This is a genomic window from Listeria fleischmannii subsp. fleischmannii LU2006-1, assembly GCF_000344175.1.
Classification (GTDB): Bacteria; Bacillota; Bacilli; order Lactobacillales; family Listeriaceae; genus Listeria; species Listeria fleischmannii.
In genome coordinates this window covers 36,420-54,932 of record NZ_ALWW01000014.1, presented here as the reverse complement: position 1 = coordinate 54,932, position 18,513 = coordinate 36,420, and the positions used below count along the sequence as shown (strand labels likewise).

Below are 18,513 nucleotides of genomic sequence, written 5' to 3'. Positions count from 1 at the left end.
TGGAAAAATTAAGATTTGAAATTTGATTGGAACGTTACGCGAATGCCTTCATCGAAAAGTCATTTTATCATCCGAGGCTTTATTTATTTTAATAATAAAGAGATTATAATTCTAGCTGCGTTTCAATTTTATCAATCTAAGTTGTCTCTAAAAATGGATTTCCCAGTTTTTCTTTATAGGAATAGTATGCTCATTTTTTCATCTTTCACTTGCTCTATCTTATTTCGCCTTTCCGTTAAAAAATTATAAACTTTTCTCCCTTCTTCTTTTTAGTATCTGGAAAAAGAAACGGACATGCGTATATACAAATTTCCCATCATATTGATAAGGATATTTTCTTGATAGTAATTTGCATTTAATTTGAATTAATCTTATAAAAATGTAACGCCTGTAAAAATTAAACCAAAGTAATACAATGCCTAAGATGATGTAGCCAATCACTCGTTTCATGTGCTTCTCCCTTTCTAGATGTCTATATTTTAAGAATATTATAAATTAAAATCTTCTAATTAGCTAGTCAAAAAAGAAAAGCGCACTTTTCTCCATTGGAAAAGTGCGCTTTTCATCCTCTATTTAATATCAGAGTTTGACAGTTTATAGTCAATTTTTGAAACGGTTGGAAGTTTAAAATCTTCACTTGGTTCATAAAAACGTAATAAATCGCGTTGCATAATGTCATCTGAAATACGTAGGGCCGTTTCAGCGTAGTGTTTTCGTTCCGTCACACGTTCTTCTTCTTCAGGTGATAATTCTTCCACTAACTCACCTGTTTTTGTGCGGTAAACTTTTGAACCGAGCTGTGCAAATTCAGAGGTTATAACGTCGCCATTTCGAAAGACTACGGTATCCTTAGGTTTATCCGAAAGTAAGCTGTTGCCAAGTTGTAAATATTTAGAGCCGTCAATGCCTAGTAAATGCTGGATTGTCGGTTGTACATCAATTTGGCCTGCTTGTGTTGTGATTTCTTTTCCTTTAATGCCCGGCGCGTGAATAATGAAAGGTACGCGTTGTAGCTGGGCTTTATCAAATGCCGTAAGCTCTTCTTTGCCAAGAAGTGGTGCAAGATTTTTCAATCGAGATTTAGAAATTCCGTAATGGTCACCGTAAAGAACAAAAATCGTATTTTCATACAGTCCTTCTTTCTTTAATGCGTCAAAAAAGTCTTTAATCGCTGCATCCGCATAATGCGCTGTAGAAAAGTAGTTATTAATCGTCTCGTCTTTCGTCCCCGGATTTGCAAACGTCACATCTTCTTTAAAAACGGGGTACGGGAAATGGTTTGAAACGGTAATGAATTTGGTTTGAAACGGCTGTGGCAATTGTTTCAGCATCCGCATTGATTGCTCAAAAAACGGCTTATCTTTTAGACCATAGTCCGTTGAATTTTCCTTCGATACATCATAATAACTAGAATCAAAGAAATAATCATAACCGAATCGCTTATAAGCATTGTTTCGGTTCCAAAACGAACCAATATTACCGTGAAATGCAGCCGATGTATAGCCTTGTTCATTTTTTAAAATGGCTGGGCCAGCTTGGAACGCATTTGTTCCTCCGTATGTGGAAAATGCAGAGCCTTGCGGGAGACCAAATAGCGAATTTTCAATTAGGTTTTCCGCATCACTAGATTTACCTTGCCCTGTTTGGTGATAAAAATTACTAAAACTAAACGAATTTTCACTGTTATAAAGCTCATTTAGAAATGGTGTTACTTCTTCACCGTCCAATTTGTAATTGATCAAAAATTGTTGAATGCTTTCTAAATGCAAGTAAACGATATTCCGTTTTTTAGCAATCCCAAAGTATTCATTATCCGTGGCAGTTCGATTGGCGTTCACAAAGTTCTCTGCTTCAGCCGTATCCGAACTGTCCGCTTGAACACGTTTTTGTTGCGTTTTCACAAGTTTTAATCCATCATAGGCGGTAAATGTATTCACACCTAAATATTTGACTAAATAACGCTGGTCAAAAGTCCGTGTCAGAAGTTGCGGACGATCAATTTCAGCTAACGAAATATTTAAAAGTAACATACCAACGCCAAGAATAACAGGTAATAACTGAAATTTAAACGGACGGCGTTTCTTTTCATATGTTTTTCCGAATTTTAGTAAAGCAAAAATAACAACAGCAAAATCTACCCAATACAAGATATCATGCCATTTTAACAGCGCAAACGTACTGCCGTTTAAGCCCTCTGAGACATTGCCAACATTCGTCATCAAGTTAACCGATAAAAAGTCACTAAACTCTCGGTAATAAAGTACATTCGCATAAAGTAACATCGAAAGAGCAAAATAAACCACAATGGTGACGAGCGTCCGAAGTTTTCGGTTCGGAATTAAGAAAATCAAACTAAATATAATAAGTGCAGTTGCAATTGGATTAATAAGTAGTAAAAAGATTTGAAATGCGCCTTCAACACCAAGGTTAAATTCCACAAAATAAACAAGTTCCGTTTTCAGCCAAAAAGCAAAAACAGTGAGTAACAATAACTGATTTGAGAATAATTTCTTCATTTTCATCTCCTCATAAAAATTTGAGTTATGTTAATGCTATCACGTTTTATTTTGTCTGTAAAACGATTTCCCATTTAGTCAACAGGTTTAAATCCGTATTTCGCAAGCACTTCCTGTCCTTTTTTTGATGTCATATATTGTAAAAATTCCCTTGTTTTAGCCTTATGCGTTGAATCTTTCACAATGCCCGCGTAATATCCAATAGGTGAATGTAAATTTTCCGGAACACTTTGTGATACTTTTACATCTTTACTGATCAGGGCATCCGTTTGATAAACAAAACCGGCTTGTGCATTTCCAGACGCTACGTAAGCAAGTGTTTGGCGAACATCTGACGCAAGGACGAGTTTTTCTTTTAAGGACTTATAAACGCCGAGGTTTTGCATTGTTTCTTCTGCATACTTGCCTGCAGGAACAGAATCCGGATCGCCAATTGCAATTTTATCAAAAGAAGAAAGTTCATTTAAATTAGAAATTTGAACAGCATTTTTACTGGGGACAATTAAAACTAAGGCGTTTTTAGCAAATTGGGTTTTTTCTGTGGTTTTTGCGCTTAATTCATCTATATCTTTTTCGCTGGCTAATAGTATCCCGTCAATAGGCGCCCCGCTTTTTACACGTTCTTTTATTTGTCCAGAACCCGCAAAATCAAAAGTTAATTTTGTATCTGGATTTTCTTTTTCATAGGTTTTTTTCACATTATCCATGACATCTTTTAAGCTAGCCGCAACGGAAATATGCAGTTCTGTTGTCTCACTTGCCGCCATATCATTATCGTGTCCACAACTTGTGAGAATGAATGATACACCGAGTAAGATAAAAAACCATTTTTTCATTTTAAAGCTCCTTTTATTCATCGCGCGCCATTTTTTTCTTTTTTGTTACGCTATGAATCTTTTTTCTAATGTTACGCCAATCTCTCTCACTAGGAAAATAATTGACTTCCACAGTTGGAACACAAGTATAATTCTCGGTTGCAAAATCGGCCAAAATAAAATCAATCTTTTTCGCTAATAAATCTTCTTCATTTAAATTCGCTTCCTTCATTTCAAATAAAATAACTTGATTTTGAAAGCGTGATGCCACAATACTTTTTTAAAAATCGTGTATTACTAACACTTAACTGTGAAGCGACTAAAATACGAACGGGCTCTATCTCTTTCCGCGTCTCTTCTGCTAGCCCCTTCCAGAGTGTTCCAAGGAAGAATATGACCGTCTCCGCTTTTAAGTTCGCGATTTTTATATCCGCAACAGCCTTACGCACTGCTTCGCAAAAAATCGGAAATTCCTTATTTAGCACATTCGTCACATAACCTCTTTTTGACACAATAAAGCTATCAAACTCAACAAACTGCTCTAAATATAATAAGTAGCTAAGCAGTTGAAGCAAAATTTCATCTTTATTAGGCGGATAAGCGTGATTGTACAAGGTTACAATATTATCAAGTAACTCCTCAGCCTGCGCCAATTTCAAAGGAACACAAGACTTAAAAAACGTTAGAGAAGCTTGTATATTCGCATCTTTCTCATATCCTAACCCTTGAAGTTGCAATAACTTAATTCCGTAACGCTCCCCCTCATTAAGGACTACACCCGTATCTTTTTCCAGCTGTTTAAAGCTATTTTGCAATTCCGCCTTACGTTCATAAAACGGCACCGCAATTTCTGCCAAATCAATGAAATACCCTTGCCTTATCCGCTCCAAAGAAACTTGTAACCAAACAAAACGTTCTTGCCTGTGCGGATAAACAAACCGGTAACCTACAATGGATTCTTGCGTTGCGATATAACGATCAATTGATTCCCGATCATCAGCTTGAAACGGCCATTTGTCAATCCCAAATGTTGTATAAAAAAGTTGCGAAAAAAAATAGCGTACCTGTGACTCTTTCCCCGTTACATATACCGGATTAATATTTAATGTCACGCCATAAATCGCCATTTTCTTCCGAATCCGATGAATTAAACGATAAAGTGAAGAAGGACTTGTAAAAAGCTCATCCGCCCATTCCTCAACTGTTCGATTTTGCGAATAAAAAGTGCCTAGTAACAACTTAATAGACATACTATGTTGCATAAAATATTGATATAATTTATCAACATGCGCATTATCAGGCGTTTGCATTTGTATCCCTAATTTTCGTGAAGTAATAAGAAGCCAGCCTTCCATTAAATCACCTTGTATGACTGCTATATCATTATTTAAGGTTCGTTTTGAACAATCTAATTTTTCAGCTAAATCTTCTAACTTATACCAGCGATTGTCAGCGCTAAGAATTTCTAAAAGCTCCATTCGCCTTCTTGTGGTTTTTTCAAGCAAGCTTCGCATGACATGGCCCCCATCTAGTCATTTTTAGTTTCCTTACACATTATATCACCTAGAACAAGCCATTAACTATTTTTTTTACTAAAACAAAAGACAAGATACGAATATCTTGTCTCAGCTTGTCTTTTAATATACTTTATAAGATTGACCCGTTTGAGCTCCGTGCACACTTTTCTCAAAAGCTCTAGCTGCACGATCAGCTGGAACAGGTGTAAATCCTTCAAAAAACGGTTCCAAATTTTCCCAAGATTCTTCTAACACATTGGGACTAACCGTGTTAATTCTAATTCCGCGTGGCATTTCGGTAGCACTCGATTTAGCAAAAGCTGTCACTGCCCCGTTAGCCATAGCTGCCGACGCTCCTTGGCGAATGGGATCTTCCATCATAACACCCGTAGTTAGTGTAAAACTTCCACCATCATTGATGTAATCAAGTCCCAGCAGCACGAGATTTATTTGTCCTCCTAGTTTGCTTCGAAGTGTTTGTTCATTTTTCTCAGGCGTCAATTCCGCTAGCGGAGAAAAGACGGCGCTTCCTGTCGCGCTCACAACAGCATCTACTTTTCCAATTTCATTATACATATTTCGAATGCTGTCAGGGTCTGTAATATCAACATGGATTTCGCCGCTATGACGGCCGGCTGTAATGACCTCATTTTTCTTTGAAAGACGATTAAAAACCGCTTTTCCAAGTGTCCCGTAGGCACCAATTAAAAGCACTTTCATTCCAAACACCCCTTCTTCTTCTAATAAAGTCAGTATAACACCCTTAAAACTACCCGTTAAGCTTAAAGGCTTACTTTTTATTTTTCTCTCCAGCATTTGAACGAAAGACATCTACCAAATTTTTAAGCACAAGAGGAACTTTAACATCCATTTGAACAAAATTTTCCAAAATCGAAATTAATTCATTGGCAAGGTAGAAAAAAATAACAGCATCGCGAACTAAATTTTGATTTCCCATAATAAAATCCGCCTGATGTGCGACCGCAACAAGAATAAAAATCGCTATTTTACGGCCAATCCCCTTAAAACCAATGTCACTTCGAAGTTTTCCTCTATAACCCGCGACTAAAATCCCTGTCACATAATCAAAAATCGTAAAACATAATAAAACTTGTAACAAAATACTTCCCCCTCCAAAGAAAAACGTGATGACTTGAGGAATACTTCGAACAAAATAATCCATCAAATTCCTCCTTCCATACAAAAAATGCCATCTGTTTTTCAGCATAATTCATTACTTTTTCTGAAGGTCAAATGACATTTTCATCTATATAAATCTACTTGTTGAGTAGAGTAATTCACGCAGCTTTTTAAGTCATCGGCGAGTCTGGACTCACGGTTACACGCCTTTTGAAATCAAGCCCGTCGACTTTTTCCACAAATAAAACGTTCGTCTCGAAACTCCTATTTCTTCATAAATTTCCTTATCTGTTTGAAAACGCTTTCTTGTCAAATAATCTTCATACGAGAAAAGCAGCATTTTTTGTTCTGCTGTCAGCATCCCCTTTTTGTGGTCCCCAAGCGCTTCCAAATATTCTAATTCATAAAGTAGCTTTTGCTGAATTTGCTTCGGGACACCTTCCTCCAAAATGTAAATAATCTCTTTTTGTCTTTTTTTCAATTCCATTTTATTCATCTTAGAACACCCTCTCGTCACCGTTTCGGTGCTTTTCAATTTAAAAAAAGAGTTTTCCTACTTGGTATAACCATTATAGCACCATTTCGGTTACATGTAAACATTTTGATGCAGAGGGAAATAAAATGTTTCCAAAAAGGTTACACCGGTGTTATACTTAAAGTATCCTAAAAAAGGAGTAAAAAATTATGGAATTAAATAAATTTGTAGGAAATAAAATTAGGCAATTCCGAGAAGAAAAAGGGCTTAGCCAAGAAATCTTAGCTAAGCGTTTAAATACAACTAGACAAACCATCAGCCGCTATGAAAACGGAGATCGAAAAGCCAACCAGGATGTTCTATTCGAACTTGCAAAACTTTTTAATCAATCCGTAGATGCTTTTTTTCCCCCAAGAGAAAAAGAAGTTCGAGACGAGCGTTTAACCACTATCGCAGCCCATTTAGATGATGATGTAACTGATGATGAATTACGTGACATTTTAGCGTATATCGAAATGAAAAAACAACTCCATCGCGGGAAGTGACGAAATGTTTGAAGAATTGATGAATGATTATCAAAATAAAGTAACCATTAAAGAAGAAAAAATGCCTAGTAAACTGCCAGGCTTATATATGAACGGGACTATTTTAATTGACAGCAAAAAAACAGATGTTGAAAAACGATGTCTGTTAATAGAAGAACTCATGCACTGGAAATATACGTATGGAAGTATTATTGATCAAAAAAACATTTCTAATCGTAAACAAGAAATTTTTGCTAGAAAGCGTGGTTATGAGGAACTTATTCCTCTTGAAGATATTATTCACTGTTTTTATAATGGATTTAGAGAATATTTTGAAGTGGCTGAACACCTTCATGTTACGGAAGAGTTTCTTATTCAAACCGTTGCCCACTACCGAGAAAAATATGGTTCAATGTATAGCTATAAAAATTATTATATTAATTTTGGCAATACCATTGATGTTTATCGTAAGTACTAATCAATGTTTCACGTGAAACAAATCAGCGTTTGTTATGACCTGAATTACCGGTTGAAAGGATATATTTATGAAGAAGCCTAGTCAAGAAGAGATTAAGTTTACTTTAATTTTTATGGCCGATCCTAGCTTTAATATTTTTATTTTGCAAGATGAATTTTTCATACGAAATCCGCAATATAAATTGACACTCACCTCTTTTTTTTATACCGTTTTCTGGCTTGAACAAAATAATTATATTGTAAGACGGCAATATAAACGATTGAACGAAAAACGCTACGGGCTAACTGAAGATGGTCAGGAACTTCTAAAAAGCTTCGGGCATACGGAGGAGGATTCCGGAAATGGGCAATGAAAAACTGGATTTATTACGCCAAGTAGCCTATAAATATTATGTTGAGGAAAAAAATCAAGAAACGATTGGCCGCGAATTAAATATTTACCGGACGAGCGTTAGTCGGATGTTAAAACAAGCCAAGCAGACTGGCGTTGTAGAAATTAAAATTCATGATTTTGACGAACAATTATATGAACTTGAAACGGAGCTAAGGGAAACCTTCAACTTGAAGTATGTTCGAATTGCTCGAACCGAACCCCATTTTTCAAACCAAGAAAAAGAAGAAAACCTTGCGAAAACAGCATCACTTGTGATTAAAAATATGGTGAGGCCTCATGAAACGATTGGTGTAGCTTGGGGTGAAACGCTTGGAAATGCCATTTCTTATATTGAAAATCGCCGCAAAACGATGGCCACTTTTATTCCTATCGTAGGGGGACCGAGTCATGTCCATTCTAAATACCATGTTAATACGCTGGTTTATGAGTTGGCTCGAAAGTTTGGCGGAAATAGTGTATTCGTGAATGCGACAGTTGTGCAAGAAACGGAGCAACTGAAAAATGGTATTATGGGTTCTCATTATTTTCAGGAATTAAAATCGAAGTGGGATAAACTAGACGTTGCGATTGTTGGAATTGGCGGTCTTTTATCTGAAAAGACAAGTAAGTGGCGTGATCTTTTATCCCCAGAGGATTATGAAGATTTACGTCTTCGTGAAGCTTGCGGAGATTCTTGTTGTAATTTTTTTGATCGAGATGGCAAGGTTTTGCATGGTTCACTCTACAATCGTACTATTGGAATAGGGATTGAAAATTTAAAGCGAGTGCCAACTGTTCTTGGCGTCGCTAGATCAAAACGGAAAAGCCGCGCCATTTTAGCGATGTTAAAAAAAGGGTATATCAATGCTCTTGTCACGGATGATGAAACGGCTAAGTTAATCTTAAAATATGCGAAAAGCTAGTTTGCACAAATGTGCAAACTAGCTTTTTTGGCCTATATTCCCGCTTGGTTCCGTCCGCTTTTCGTCCAAGTAAAGAAATGGTAGTATTATTTTTCTGCTCGTTTTTGCTAAAATGAGGGCAAAAGGAGTGATATGAATGGAATTTATGCTTGATACGGCCAATTTGGAAGCAATTCGGCGCTATGCGGAAAATTTACCTCTTGCTGGCGTTACTTCCAATCCTTCTATCATAAAAAAAGAAGGTAAAATCGATTTTTTTAATCATATGAAAGAAATCCGAGCTATCCTTGACCCAACTGCCTCTCTGCACGTTCAAGTGGTTGCAACAGATTATGCGGGCATGATGCGAGATGCTGAAGCGATTTTAAAACAGATTGACGAACATGTTTTTATTAAAGTTCCTGTTACTGAATTAGGCCTGCGTGTTATAAAAGAATTGCGCGCTCAAAACATTAATGTTACTGCTACCGCCATCTATTCGAAAATTCAGGCCTATTTAGCGATTTCAGCCGATGCGAATTACATCGCCCCCTATTTTAATCGCATGGAAAATGTAAATATTAACCCGCGTGAGGCCATCTTAGAAATGAGCGCCGCCATTAAACGCGCGAATAGTTCCACTAAGATCTTAGGTGCTAGTTTTAAAAATGTAAACCAAGTAAATTCAGCCTTAGAATGCGGCGCCCACGCAGTCACATTAGGCGCAGATATTTTTTTACAAGCGTTTGAAATGCCCTCCATCGATAAAGCTGTTAAAGATTTTACAAGTGATTTCGAAGCTGTTTTTGGAGCCGCTTCTACACTATCGAAGTTTTCATAGCAGGAAAAGAGCTGAGTTTAATTTTTCAGCTCTTTTATTTTATAAAAATAAGACCGCGAGTCCTGTCTTCCAAACGTCCGAAAACGCCGACAGTACTCCGGTCTTGTGGGTTTGGCACCCAATGGGTTATGAGGGGTTCGAACCCCCGACCCGCTGATTAAGAGTCAGCTGCTCTACCAACTGAGCTAATAACCCGAATGTGTTAAGATTGAACTCAACGTTTTAATTCTATCACTTTTCCCAATTTTTGCAAGAGATTAAAACTTAAAAGCTAGGTCTAGGTGGGTTTTGCCACACTTGACCTAGCTTTTTTTAAAAATTATTCTTTGACTTCTTCTCGTATATCTTTATTTTGAATTCTTGATTTACGGATGTAATAAATGATGATGACGCCAACGAACCAAAGCGGTGTAATGAATAGCGCGACACGTGTATCTTCAGCAAGCGCTAGGACAACTAGAACGAAGGCTAAGAAAACTAAAATTAAGTAATTCGCAAATGGGTAAAGTGGCATTTTAAATTTGTTTTTTGCAGCAAGTTCAGGGCGCGTTTTCCGGTATTTCATATGCGCAAGGACTGTAATACCCCAAATGAAGATAAAGCATACAGTCGAAACACTCGTAATCAACGTAAATACGCCCTCTGGCATAATGTAGTTTAAAATAACCGCAATTAAAATAACAATTGTTGAGAAAAATAGTGCGTTAGATGGCACTTTATGCGAAGTTAGTTTTCGCATGGATTTTGGTGCATTTTGCTCTTTCGCTAGCGAATAAATCATACGGCTAGTACTGAAAACGGCACTATTACAAGCCGAAGCAGCGGAAGTTAAAACGACAAAGTTAACGATTCCCGCAGCAGCCGTAATCCCCACAGCAGCGAAAACCTGAACGAACGGGCTTTCAGCAGGATTGATGGAATTCCACGGGTAAATGCTCATGATAACAAGAAGAGCACCAATGTAGAAGATGATGATCCGAATCGGGATATTGTTAATCGCTTTAGGAATAACGCGCTCAGGGTCCTCAGTTTCCCCAGCCGTTAACCCCACAAGTTCAATACCAACAAAGGCAAATACAACCATTTGGAAGGAAAGTATAAAGCCATTTGCACCGTTAGGGAAAAAGCCACCGTGACTCCACAAATTAGTGAAGCTTGAAGCTCCAGCATCCGTTGAAAAGCCTTTAATAATCATGAAAATACCAATAATGATTAGCGCCAAAATCGCAATGATTTTAATAAGCGCAAACCAAAATTCCATTTCTCCAAAAAGTTTAACCGTCGCCAAGTTCATAATAAGTAACAGAACGAGGGCAACTAAACCAGGAACCCACTGCGCAACATTTGGAAACCAAAATTGTGTATACAGACCAACTGCCGTTAAATCTGCCATCGCAATTGAAATCCAACAGAACCAGTATGTCCAGCCAGTTACAAATGCCGCCGCATTACCAAAATAATCTTGTACAAAATCAACAAACGAATGATACTTTAAATTTGAAAGTAGTAATTCGCCAAGCGCTCGCATAATGAGAAAACAGATTGCTCCTGTAATCATATACGCGAACAAAATCGATGGGCCAGCTAAATGAATGGATTTACCTGAACCAAGGAATAGCCCAGTTCCAATTGCTCCCCCGATAGCAATCAGTTGGACGTGACGGTTTTTTAAACCTCTTGATAACTCTTGTTTCTCTTCCATTATGTACTTCCCCCTCTTTATTCTTGGGACTAGCTAAGTTTACCAATTTTTTCTAACCTCTTGTTTCTAAACTTAAAAACAGGTTTAAGTTATCCTTTAATCATACAATAAATTAAGATGACTCGCAAAAATTGGCTTGAATAGTAAATTTTTCCTTTTCACAATGTAAGCGCTATCACTACTTGAATTTTACCACATCACGCTAATCGTTTGCAATAATGAGGCCTGAAATAATTTATAAATAGGCTTAAATTTGTTGATAAATAAGGATTTATCGATAAAAATTTATTCCTGCTCCCAAATTACATAAAAATTTAGGTATATATGCTTATTTTTAAAGTTTGTGAAATCACTCATAATATTGGTCTAGTCGAACAAAAATGGTGTTGTAGTATTTTAAAACCTTTCAAAGGGCAGTTGAACTATACCAATTTTAACCCAAACAGGGCTTTTAGATTTATGCTATACTTTTTAAAAAGGGAGGCGCTTAATTTGGCTACTTTTACACTTTTAGATAAAGTTATTTTTGAAAACGCTTCAAGTATGGAGCTAAAGGACGAATACGGTAAAATTATTGCTTTTATAAAAAAAGAAGTACATTCTGACCGTGAAAAAGATAATTCTTATATTTATACTTCAGCTGATGGCAAAATTATGGGCCAAATTCATCGTAAAAATACAGGACTAAAACGCTTTTTGCTTGCTGAATATGAATTTAATTACGGAGAAGAGCGATTTTATCTTAAAGATAAAGTTGGCAACAGTATGCTTTATTTTTCCGTAATGGCTGAATTTCCTGATCAAAAGATTTTAATTGAAGAAAACTTAAACGAAGATGTAGACTTACACTCAAATGATGAACGGATTGCATCCATTTTAACTGGCGACTCCTTTTTCACTGTGTCATTTTCGTTTGAAGATTCTATCCGCCCTCACTCAAACCTTTTTGTACTCCTCGTTCTCATGTATTTCATGCTCAAAATCTACAAAGATGAAACGGGCGTCGTAGATGATATCATTGATATTTTTGAAGACATAAAAAGAACCTGCAAATTTGCAGGTTCTTTTAGCTTGTAGAAAAACTTAAAGTTTACGCAAAACAAAACGGCGCACGCCAAAATCAGACTGCTGACAAATGGTGAGATTCTAGCAGAGCCGAGTACCGGAGCAGAGCGTACTTTTGTACGTGAGCACCGGAACGGAGGCGCTAACGACGAAGATTGCCGTTTGTCAGCAGTCTGAAAGAACCTGCAAATTTGCAGGTTCTTAATTTTAAGCTAAACGCCACACACTTTTCACAACATGCGTCTGATTTCGGTCTGGACCAACTGAAAACATTGACACTTGCACTCCCGTAAGTTGTGCGATTCGTTCCATGTAATGTCTTGCATTGGCCGGCAGATCGTCTAGTGATTGAACACCTGTGATGTCTTCCTTCCAACCAGGAAGCTCTTCATAAACTGGTTCGCAGCGAGCCAAATCTTTAAGGCTCGCAGGAAATTCAGAAATGATTTTGCCATCTAATTTATAAGCCACACAAATTTTAAGCGTTTCGATGCCTGTAAGAACATCCAGAAGCGTTAGCGAAAGGTCTGTTAAGCCGCTAACACGTCTTGCATGTCGCACAACAACACTATCAAACCAACCAACACGGCGAGGTCTTCCAGTTGTCGTACCATATTCATGACCAACTTCACGAATGGTATCACCAATCGTATCAAATAATTCCGTTGGGAAAGGACCGTCACCAACACGGGTTGTATAAGCCTTCGCAACACCTACTACATGATTAATTTTAGACGGGCCAACTCCACTTCCGATTGTCACTCCGCCGGCAATTGGGTTACTGGATGTTACAAACGGATAAGTTCCTTGGTCAATGTCTAGCATAACACCTTGTGCTCCTTCAAATAAGACGCGTTTTCCGTCGTCTAGCGCATCATTTAAAACAACCGATGTGTCACAAACATATTCTTTAAATTTTTGGCCGTATTCATAATATTCATCTAAAATTTCATCTAAAGTAAAGCCTTCTAATTCATAAAAGCGTTCCAAAAGACGATTTTTTTCTTTTAAATTATGGTCAAGTTTTTCTTTGAAGGTTTCTTTGTCTAGAAGGTCAATAATTCGGATGCCGACACGCGCAGCTTTATCCATATAGGCTGGGCCGATTCCTTTTTTCGTCGTTCCGATTTTATTTGCGCCTTTGCGCTCCTCGTCAGCCTCGTCAATTCGAATATGATAAGGTAAAATCACATGCGCACGATTCGAAATTCGTAAATTCGATGTATCTACACCTTTTTCATGTAAATACGTTAATTCCTGAACGAGCGCTTTTGGATCGACCACCATACCATTTCCAATAACACTAATTTTTTCTTTGTAAAAAATACCTGATGGAATTAAGTGTAATTTATAAGTCACACCATCAAATTTAATCGTGTGCCCCGCATTATTACCACCTTGATAACGCGCAATAGCCTCTGCATTTTCCGAAAGAAAATCTGTAATTTTCCCTTTACCTTCATCGCCCCACTGTGTTCCAACAACAACAACCGAAGACATGTAAACACCTCATTTTTTGATCTTTAACTAACCATTTTCCGTTAGTCATTATTTCCATTATCCATTTTACCGTTTGTCCCTCCATTCGTCAACGAATATCACGAACGTTTTTTATTATGTTAAAATTATCGTTCGTTTTTATCTCAAATAGACTTTTAGTCAAAAACAGACTACGGGCTCCTTCGCCCATAGTCTATCCCTTCTAATCTAAACTTTCCCGCTCGACTAGCACATCGCATTCCGCGTGTAATGTTACATAGCCCGCTACGCTCCCAAGTAAAATACGACTTAACCTTGAAGTTCCAACTGCCCCAACAACAATTAAATCAGCATGAAATTTCTCGGCTGCAATTTCTACAATCGTGGCTTTCGGAGGGCCATAATCTAAAATAGTTTCAACGCTTTCCACACCTAAATCTTTTGCTTGTTTTTCATAATCCTCTAACATTTTTTCCGCATTTTCCGTAAATTGGTTGACCGTCTGCCCACCATCAAGGGCCGTTAAATTGGCAAAATAGAGTGTATCAATAATGGTTGTGATACCCAGATGCGCCCCGTTGCGCTTTGCCGCACCACAAGCTTTTAAAAAGGCGGCCGAAGAAGACTCTGAACCATCTACAGCCACTAAAATCCGTTTGTAAATTTCCATACCAGTCACTCCTTTTTTACAAGACTTTACCCCTAATTTTATAAAAAAAACAGAGCGGCAAACCGCTCTGTCTAAATTTTACGCCATCTCATCATATCTTACTTCAAGGTTAACAAACTTATTATATTCTTTCACAAAAGCGAGTTTGACGTCCCCTACAGGACCATTCCGCTGCTTAGCAATTAGAATTTCAATGGTTCCATCATTTTCGCCTTCACGGTCATAGTAATCCTCACGATATAAGAAAGCCACAATATCCGCATCTTGCTCGATTGATCCTGATTCACGAATATCAGACATCATCGGGCGTTTATCTTGCCGCTGCTCTACACTACGCGATAACTGCGAAAGCGCAATGACCGGCACTTCAAGTTCACGCGCAAGTGCTTTAAGTGAACGTGAAATTTCTGACACTTCTTGTTGACGGTTTTCGCCGCCACGACCACTCCCTTGAATAAGTTGCAAGTAGTCAATCACAATCATGCCAAGACCTGACTCTTGTTTTAAACGACGGCATTTTGAACGAATTTCATTTACGCGAACGCCTGGTGTATCATCAATAAAAATACCCGAATTCGATAACGTCCCCATCGCAATAGTAAGTTTCTGCCAATCTTCTGATGTCAGCGAACCTGTACGCAGATTTTGCGCGTTGATATTTCCTTCCGCACAAAGCATCCGCATAACGAGTTGTTCGGCACCCATTTCAAGACTAAATATCGCCACATTTTCATCCGTTTTAGTGGCTACGTTTTGTGCAATATTAAGCGCAAATGCTGTTTTACCTACCGATGGGCGGGCCGCTACGATGATTAAATCATTGCGCTGAAATCCCGCTGTCATTTTATCCAGCTCTTTAAACCCTGTTGGAATCCCCGTTATATCGCCTTTTCGGTTATGTAAAATTTCGATGTCGTCATAAGTTTTAACCAAAACGTCTTTAATATTTTTAAAAGCACCCACATTTTTGCGCCCGGAAACTTCTAAAATGCTTTTTTCAGCCTCATCCATAAGCGCATCTAGTTCATCTTCGCGCGAGTAACCATCCGTCGCAATTTGAGTCGCTGTTCGAATTAAACGTCTTAAAAGCGCCTTATCCTCAATAATATGCGCATAATATTCTAAGTTGGCGGCTGTCGGCACAGCACCTGAGAGTTCCGTTAAATAAGGAAGACCGCCCGCATCCTCAATTCGACCACTAGATGCAAGTGCCTCATAAACCGTTAGCACATCCACAGCTTTTCCGTGATCATTTAAATCGAGCATCGTCTCAAAAATGAGTTGGTGCGCTTGCCTATAGAAATCATCCGGCATGAGTATTTCAGAAGCCGTAATCAGCGCATTCGGTTCAAGAAATACAGCACCTAAGACGGCCTGCTCAGCTTCAATATTTTGCGGTGGCGTTCTATCTTGAAAAGTATCCACTGCCCTAGCTCCTTTTTAATAAAATTAGTAATTATCTTAACGCTTACTCTTCTGTCACGTGCACTTTCATAGTCGCGCTAACCTCATGATGTAGCTTAATGGGAACATTAGTATACCCAAGCGAACGAATGGCATCTGGTAATTCCATTTTCCGCTTATCAATTTTAATCCCAAAATCCTTTTGAAGCGCCTGTGCAATTTGTTTCGTCGTAATCGAACCAAACAAACGACCGCCTTCGCCTGATTTCGCCTTAAGCGTAACCGTCAAGTCTTCCAATTTTTCTTTTAACGCTTTCGCTTCAGCCAGTTCTTCTTGCGCATCTTTTTCCGCACGTTTTTCTTGCCCGCGCAGAGCGCTCATATTTTTCGAATTGGCTTCAACAGCATGCCCGTTTTTAATTAAAAAGTTTTTCGCGTAGCCATCCGCCACGTCTTTCACTTCACCTTTTTTACCAGTACCTTTTACATCTTTTAGAAAAATGACTTTCATATTATGTTTCTCCCTTCCAATACGCGTCAATCGCGTCTAGTAAATCTTTTTCCGCCTCAGCAATCGTCATGCCTTTAAGTTGCGTCGCCGCATTAGACAAGTGACCGCCTCCGCCTAGCTTCTCCATAATTACCTGCACATTAATTTCACCTAGCGACCGGGCACTAATGCCAATCATCTTGTCCGGGCGAAGCGTAATCACAAACGACGCCTGAACGCCTTCCATCGACAACATCGTATCCGCTGCCTGTGCCGCAATCACTGTACCAAAAACCTCGTCCTCATGCCCCTTAGCAATCGCCATACCATCATGGTAAATCTCAAGCGATTCAACAAGTTTACTTCGCTGAGTAAAGGTAGCTATATCTTCTTTCAGGAAATTTTGAACAAGAACAGTGTCTGCCCCTAGCGACCGTAAATAGCTTGCCGCATCAAACGTGCGTGAGCCGGTACGTAAAGTAAAATTCTTCGTATCCACCACAATTCCAGAAAGCAAAGCAGTGGCTTCAATTTTACCCACTTGCTCCAAATCAGGTTGATATTCAAACAGTTCCGTCACAAGTTCCGCTGTAGAAGAAGCATACGGTTCAATATAAACGAGCACCGGATTTTCAACAAATTCCTCTGAACGGCGATGATGGTCAATTACGACAACATGCGACGCCGATTCTAAAAGCTCCCGGTTCATCACCATGGAAGGCTTATGTGTATCCACGACAACGAGTAAACTTTTATTCGTAATATTTTCGTTTGCTACTTGTGGGGTCACAATGTTCTTAATTACATTAGGATACTCTTCTATTTCGGTCATCAAACGCTCCACGTCCGGACTCATTTTACCTGGTTCGACGACAACATACGCATTTCGATCATTCATTTCGGCAATCCGCATCACACCTAGGCTAGAGCCAATAACATCCATATCCGGATAGCGGTGCCCCATAACAAAAACTTGGTCGCTTTGTGTAATGAGCTCTTGAAGCGCCTGAGAGATAACTCTGGCACGCACACGCGTCCGCTTTTCCATCGGGTTGGTTTTTCCCCCGTAAAAACGAACTTGACCTTCTGGCTGCTTAATAACAACCTGATCCCCACCGCGCCCAAGCGCAAGATCAAGCCCTGACTGCGCAAGATCTGCGAGACTAATCAAATCATCTTCGTTATAACCAATCCCTATACTTAGGGTTAAAGGAATGTTTTGTTTAGACGTACGCTCGCGAATGCGATCTAACAAGGAAAACTTTTCCTCTTCCAACTGTTCTAACATGGCCTCATTTAGAAACGCCATAAACCGGTCTGAGCTAATCCTCTTCAGGTAAATCCGATGTTCACGCGCCCAATTGGTCAGCATAGAGGTCACCAAATTATTTAGCGCACTTCTGCGTCTATCATCCATCCCCTGCGCCCACTCATCATAATTATCAAGAAAAATAATCGCAAAAACAGATTTCTCCGCCTTATATTTTTCATGTAACTCATAATATTCCGTGCGATCATACAGATATAAAATCCGCTCTTCCCGTTTAATAATGGTATCAAAGCGGTAATCACGCCATTTAATGGACTGTACGCCCTCTTTTTCCTCACCTTTAATAACAGCCAAAAATTCTGGTCCAACTTCATCTAGCGGTTCTCCAATTAGCTTGTGATTATCAAAATACTTCGCCATAAATGGATTTAACCACTGAATCTTATAATCTTCATCATACAGCATAATTCCCATCGGCATCTCAACTAGTGCGTCTTCTTCGCTGCGCTTTATACGATACGTTAAATTAGAAACATATTCCTGCACATCTTGATTTAAACGATGCTCAAAATAAAACATCGCCGTAATCAGTGCAACACCTGCAACAAAAATAATAACAGACAGCCACCACTCATAAAAAAAAAGTAATGACGCATAAAATTATCGTCGCTGCAATTAAGCCATATAATGGATATTTAAGCATTCTTTTCTCAAAAAAGCCTTGCATTTCCATTCAGCTCCTATTTTAAAATGATAATCCCTATAAAATATAGTCGTCCACTCTATATTTTACCTTTTATCGCACAGACTTTCAAATCTAAAAAAAACGAACCCGACTTTCGTGCGGATTCGA

The 18,513-nt window shown here is 38.5% G+C and carries 18 protein-coding genes, 1 tRNA gene and 1 pseudogene; 6 read left to right on the top strand and 14 right to left on the bottom strand.

The genetic code is table 11. The features are described from left to right. Nucleotides 1-569 precede the first annotated feature (569 nt). The 7 genes from LFLEISCH_RS06035 to LFLEISCH_RS06005 all read right to left on the bottom strand — a co-directional run bounded on the left by LFLEISCH_RS06035 (nt 570) and on the right by LFLEISCH_RS06005 (nt 6,484). Nucleotides 570-2,516 carry an LTA synthase family protein gene (locus tag LFLEISCH_RS06035; RefSeq protein ID WP_007474198.1) on the bottom strand — a complete coding sequence of 649 codons (1,947 nt, stop codon included), beginning with the start codon at nt 2,514-2,516 and terminating at the stop codon, nt 570-572. Nucleotides 2,517-2,590: 74 nt separating this feature from the next. Next, the gene (modA, locus tag LFLEISCH_RS06030) at nt 2,591-3,352 is read right to left on the bottom strand and encodes a molybdate ABC transporter substrate-binding protein (RefSeq protein WP_007474196.1); all 762 of its coding nucleotides are present in this window, start codon (nt 3,350-3,352) and stop codon (nt 2,591-2,593) included. A gap of 13 nt (nt 3,353-3,365) precedes the next feature. Continuing rightward, nucleotides 3,366-3,602, bottom strand: a complete 237-nt coding sequence (locus LFLEISCH_RS06025) for a hypothetical protein (protein ID WP_007474194.1) — start codon at nt 3,600-3,602, stop codon at nt 3,366-3,368. Next, nucleotides 3,565-4,845 (bottom strand): AcpB/EbpR/MafR family transcriptional regulator, encoded by a 1,281-nt coding sequence (locus tag LFLEISCH_RS06020; RefSeq protein ID WP_007474192.1) that lies wholly within the window; start codon nt 4,843-4,845, stop codon nt 3,565-3,567. The genes LFLEISCH_RS06025 and LFLEISCH_RS06020 overlap by 38 nt, the downstream gene beginning before the upstream one ends. A 123-nt stretch (nt 4,846-4,968) precedes the next feature. Then, the gene (locus LFLEISCH_RS06015) at nt 4,969-5,568 is read right to left on the bottom strand and encodes a short chain dehydrogenase (RefSeq protein WP_007474191.1); all 600 of its coding nucleotides are present in this window, start codon (nt 5,566-5,568) and stop codon (nt 4,969-4,971) included. Nucleotides 5,569-5,638: 70 nt separating this feature from the next. After that, the gene (locus tag LFLEISCH_RS06010) at nt 5,639-6,031 is read right to left on the bottom strand and encodes a phage holin family protein (RefSeq protein ID WP_007474189.1); all 393 of its coding nucleotides are present in this window, start codon (nt 6,029-6,031) and stop codon (nt 5,639-5,641) included. A gap of 156 nt (nt 6,032-6,187) precedes the next feature. Continuing rightward, a complete protein-coding gene (locus LFLEISCH_RS06005; RefSeq protein ID WP_007474186.1) occupies nt 6,188-6,484 on the bottom strand; it encodes a hypothetical protein in 297 nt (98 codons plus the stop codon). 188 nt (nt 6,485-6,672) lie between these two features. Here LFLEISCH_RS06005 and LFLEISCH_RS06000 point away from each other — a divergent pair, with 188 nt between their 5' ends. From LFLEISCH_RS06000 to LFLEISCH_RS05980, 5 genes are all read left to right on the top strand, one after another. Continuing rightward, the gene (locus LFLEISCH_RS06000; protein ID WP_007474184.1) at nt 6,673-7,008 is read left to right on the top strand and encodes a helix-turn-helix transcriptional regulator; all 336 of its coding nucleotides are present in this window, start codon (nt 6,673-6,675) and stop codon (nt 7,006-7,008) included. 4 nt (nt 7,009-7,012) lie between these two features. Then, a complete protein-coding gene (locus LFLEISCH_RS05995) occupies nt 7,013-7,465 on the top strand; it encodes an ImmA/IrrE family metallo-endopeptidase (protein WP_007474182.1) in 453 nt (150 codons plus the stop codon). A gap of 67 nt (nt 7,466-7,532) precedes the next feature. Continuing rightward, nucleotides 7,533-7,817 carry a DUF3116 family protein gene (locus LFLEISCH_RS05990; protein ID WP_007474181.1) on the top strand — a complete coding sequence of 95 codons (285 nt, stop codon included), beginning with the start codon at nt 7,533-7,535 and terminating at the stop codon, nt 7,815-7,817. Further along, nucleotides 7,807-8,760 carry a sugar-binding transcriptional regulator gene (locus tag LFLEISCH_RS05985; protein ID WP_007474173.1) on the top strand — a complete coding sequence of 318 codons (954 nt, stop codon included), beginning with the start codon at nt 7,807-7,809 and terminating at the stop codon, nt 8,758-8,760. The genes LFLEISCH_RS05990 and LFLEISCH_RS05985 overlap by 11 nt, the downstream gene beginning before the upstream one ends. A 136-nt stretch (nt 8,761-8,896) precedes the next feature. After that, entirely contained in the window at nt 8,897-9,580 is a 684-nt protein-coding gene (locus LFLEISCH_RS05980) for a fructose-6-phosphate aldolase (RefSeq protein ID WP_007474167.1), read from the top strand. A 122-nt stretch (nt 9,581-9,702) separates the two neighbouring features. Here LFLEISCH_RS05980 and LFLEISCH_RS05975 read toward each other — a convergent pair. Both LFLEISCH_RS05975 and LFLEISCH_RS05970 read right to left on the bottom strand, forming a co-directional pair. Beyond that, a tRNA-Lys gene (locus LFLEISCH_RS05975) sits at nt 9,703-9,775 on the bottom strand. Between the two features lie 124 nt (nt 9,776-9,899). Beyond that, a complete protein-coding gene (locus LFLEISCH_RS05970) occupies nt 9,900-11,282 on the bottom strand; it encodes an amino acid permease (RefSeq protein ID WP_007474164.1) in 1,383 nt (460 codons plus the stop codon). A 492-nt stretch (nt 11,283-11,774) separates the two neighbouring features. Here LFLEISCH_RS05970 and LFLEISCH_RS05965 point away from each other — a divergent pair, with 492 nt between their 5' ends. Continuing rightward, nucleotides 11,775-12,359, top strand: a complete 585-nt coding sequence (locus LFLEISCH_RS05965) for a hypothetical protein (protein ID WP_007474163.1) — start codon at nt 11,775-11,777, stop codon at nt 12,357-12,359. A gap of 195 nt (nt 12,360-12,554) precedes the next feature. On the opposite strand, the gene LFLEISCH_RS05960 is transcribed toward LFLEISCH_RS05965, so the two are convergent. From LFLEISCH_RS05960 to LFLEISCH_RS05940, 5 genes and pseudogenes are all read right to left on the bottom strand, one after another. Then, nucleotides 12,555-13,847, bottom strand: coding sequence for an adenylosuccinate synthase (locus LFLEISCH_RS05960; RefSeq protein ID WP_007474162.1), 1,293 nt, complete (start codon nt 13,845-13,847; stop codon nt 12,555-12,557). 202 nt (nt 13,848-14,049) lie between these two features. After that, nucleotides 14,050-14,496 carry a universal stress protein gene (locus tag LFLEISCH_RS05955; RefSeq protein ID WP_007474161.1) on the bottom strand — a complete coding sequence of 149 codons (447 nt, stop codon included), beginning with the start codon at nt 14,494-14,496 and terminating at the stop codon, nt 14,050-14,052. A gap of 78 nt (nt 14,497-14,574) precedes the next feature. Further along, entirely contained in the window at nt 14,575-15,921 is a 1,347-nt protein-coding gene (gene dnaB / locus LFLEISCH_RS05950; RefSeq protein ID WP_007474160.1) for a replicative DNA helicase, read from the bottom strand. Between the two features lie 43 nt (nt 15,922-15,964). After that, the gene (rplI, locus tag LFLEISCH_RS05945) at nt 15,965-16,411 is read right to left on the bottom strand and encodes a 50S ribosomal protein L9 (protein ID WP_007474159.1); all 447 of its coding nucleotides are present in this window, start codon (nt 16,409-16,411) and stop codon (nt 15,965-15,967) included. A 1-nt stretch (nt 16,412) separates the two neighbouring features. Beyond that, nucleotides 16,413-18,387, bottom strand: a pseudogene (locus LFLEISCH_RS05940) (DHH family phosphoesterase). Nucleotides 18,388-18,513 lie beyond the last annotated feature (126 nt).

Bases quoted from the DNA above. Each gene is read 5' to 3' on its own strand.
- LFLEISCH_RS06035 (WP_007474198.1), bottom strand. From the start codon at position 2,516: ATGAAGAAATTATTCTCAAATCAGTTATTGTTACTCACTGTTTTTGCT.
- modA (WP_007474196.1), bottom strand. From the start codon at position 3,352: ATGAAAAAATGGTTTTTTATCTTACTCGGTGTATCATTCATTCTCACA.
- LFLEISCH_RS06020 (WP_007474192.1), bottom strand. From the start codon at position 4,845: ATGCGAAGCTTGCTTGAAAAAACCACAAGAAGGCGAATGGAGCTTTTA.
- LFLEISCH_RS06015 (WP_007474191.1), bottom strand. From the start codon at position 5,568: ATGAAAGTGCTTTTAATTGGTGCCTACGGGACACTTGGAAAAGCGGTT.
- LFLEISCH_RS06010 (WP_007474189.1), bottom strand. From the start codon at position 6,031: ATGGATTATTTTGTTCGAAGTATTCCTCAAGTCATCACGTTTTTCTTT.
- LFLEISCH_RS06005 (WP_007474186.1), bottom strand. From the start codon at position 6,484: ATGAATAAAATGGAATTGAAAAAAAGACAAAAAGAGATTATTTACATT.
- LFLEISCH_RS06000 (WP_007474184.1), top strand. From the start codon at position 6,673: ATGGAATTAAATAAATTTGTAGGAAATAAAATTAGGCAATTCCGAGAA.
- LFLEISCH_RS05995 (WP_007474182.1), top strand. From the start codon at position 7,013: ATGTTTGAAGAATTGATGAATGATTATCAAAATAAAGTAACCATTAAA.
- LFLEISCH_RS05990 (WP_007474181.1), top strand. From the start codon at position 7,533: ATGAAGAAGCCTAGTCAAGAAGAGATTAAGTTTACTTTAATTTTTATG.
- LFLEISCH_RS05985 (WP_007474173.1), top strand. From the start codon at position 7,807: ATGGGCAATGAAAAACTGGATTTATTACGCCAAGTAGCCTATAAATAT.
- LFLEISCH_RS05980 (WP_007474167.1), top strand. From the start codon at position 8,897: ATGGAATTTATGCTTGATACGGCCAATTTGGAAGCAATTCGGCGCTAT.
- LFLEISCH_RS05970 (WP_007474164.1), bottom strand. From the start codon at position 11,282: ATGGAAGAGAAACAAGAGTTATCAAGAGGTTTAAAAAACCGTCACGTC.
- LFLEISCH_RS05960 (WP_007474162.1), bottom strand. From the start codon at position 13,847: ATGTCTTCGGTTGTTGTTGTTGGAACACAGTGGGGCGATGAAGGTAAA.
- LFLEISCH_RS05955 (WP_007474161.1), bottom strand. From the start codon at position 14,496: ATGGAAATTTACAAACGGATTTTAGTGGCTGTAGATGGTTCAGAGTCT.
- rplI (WP_007474159.1), bottom strand. From the start codon at position 16,411: ATGAAAGTCATTTTTCTAAAAGATGTAAAAGGTACTGGTAAAAAAGGT.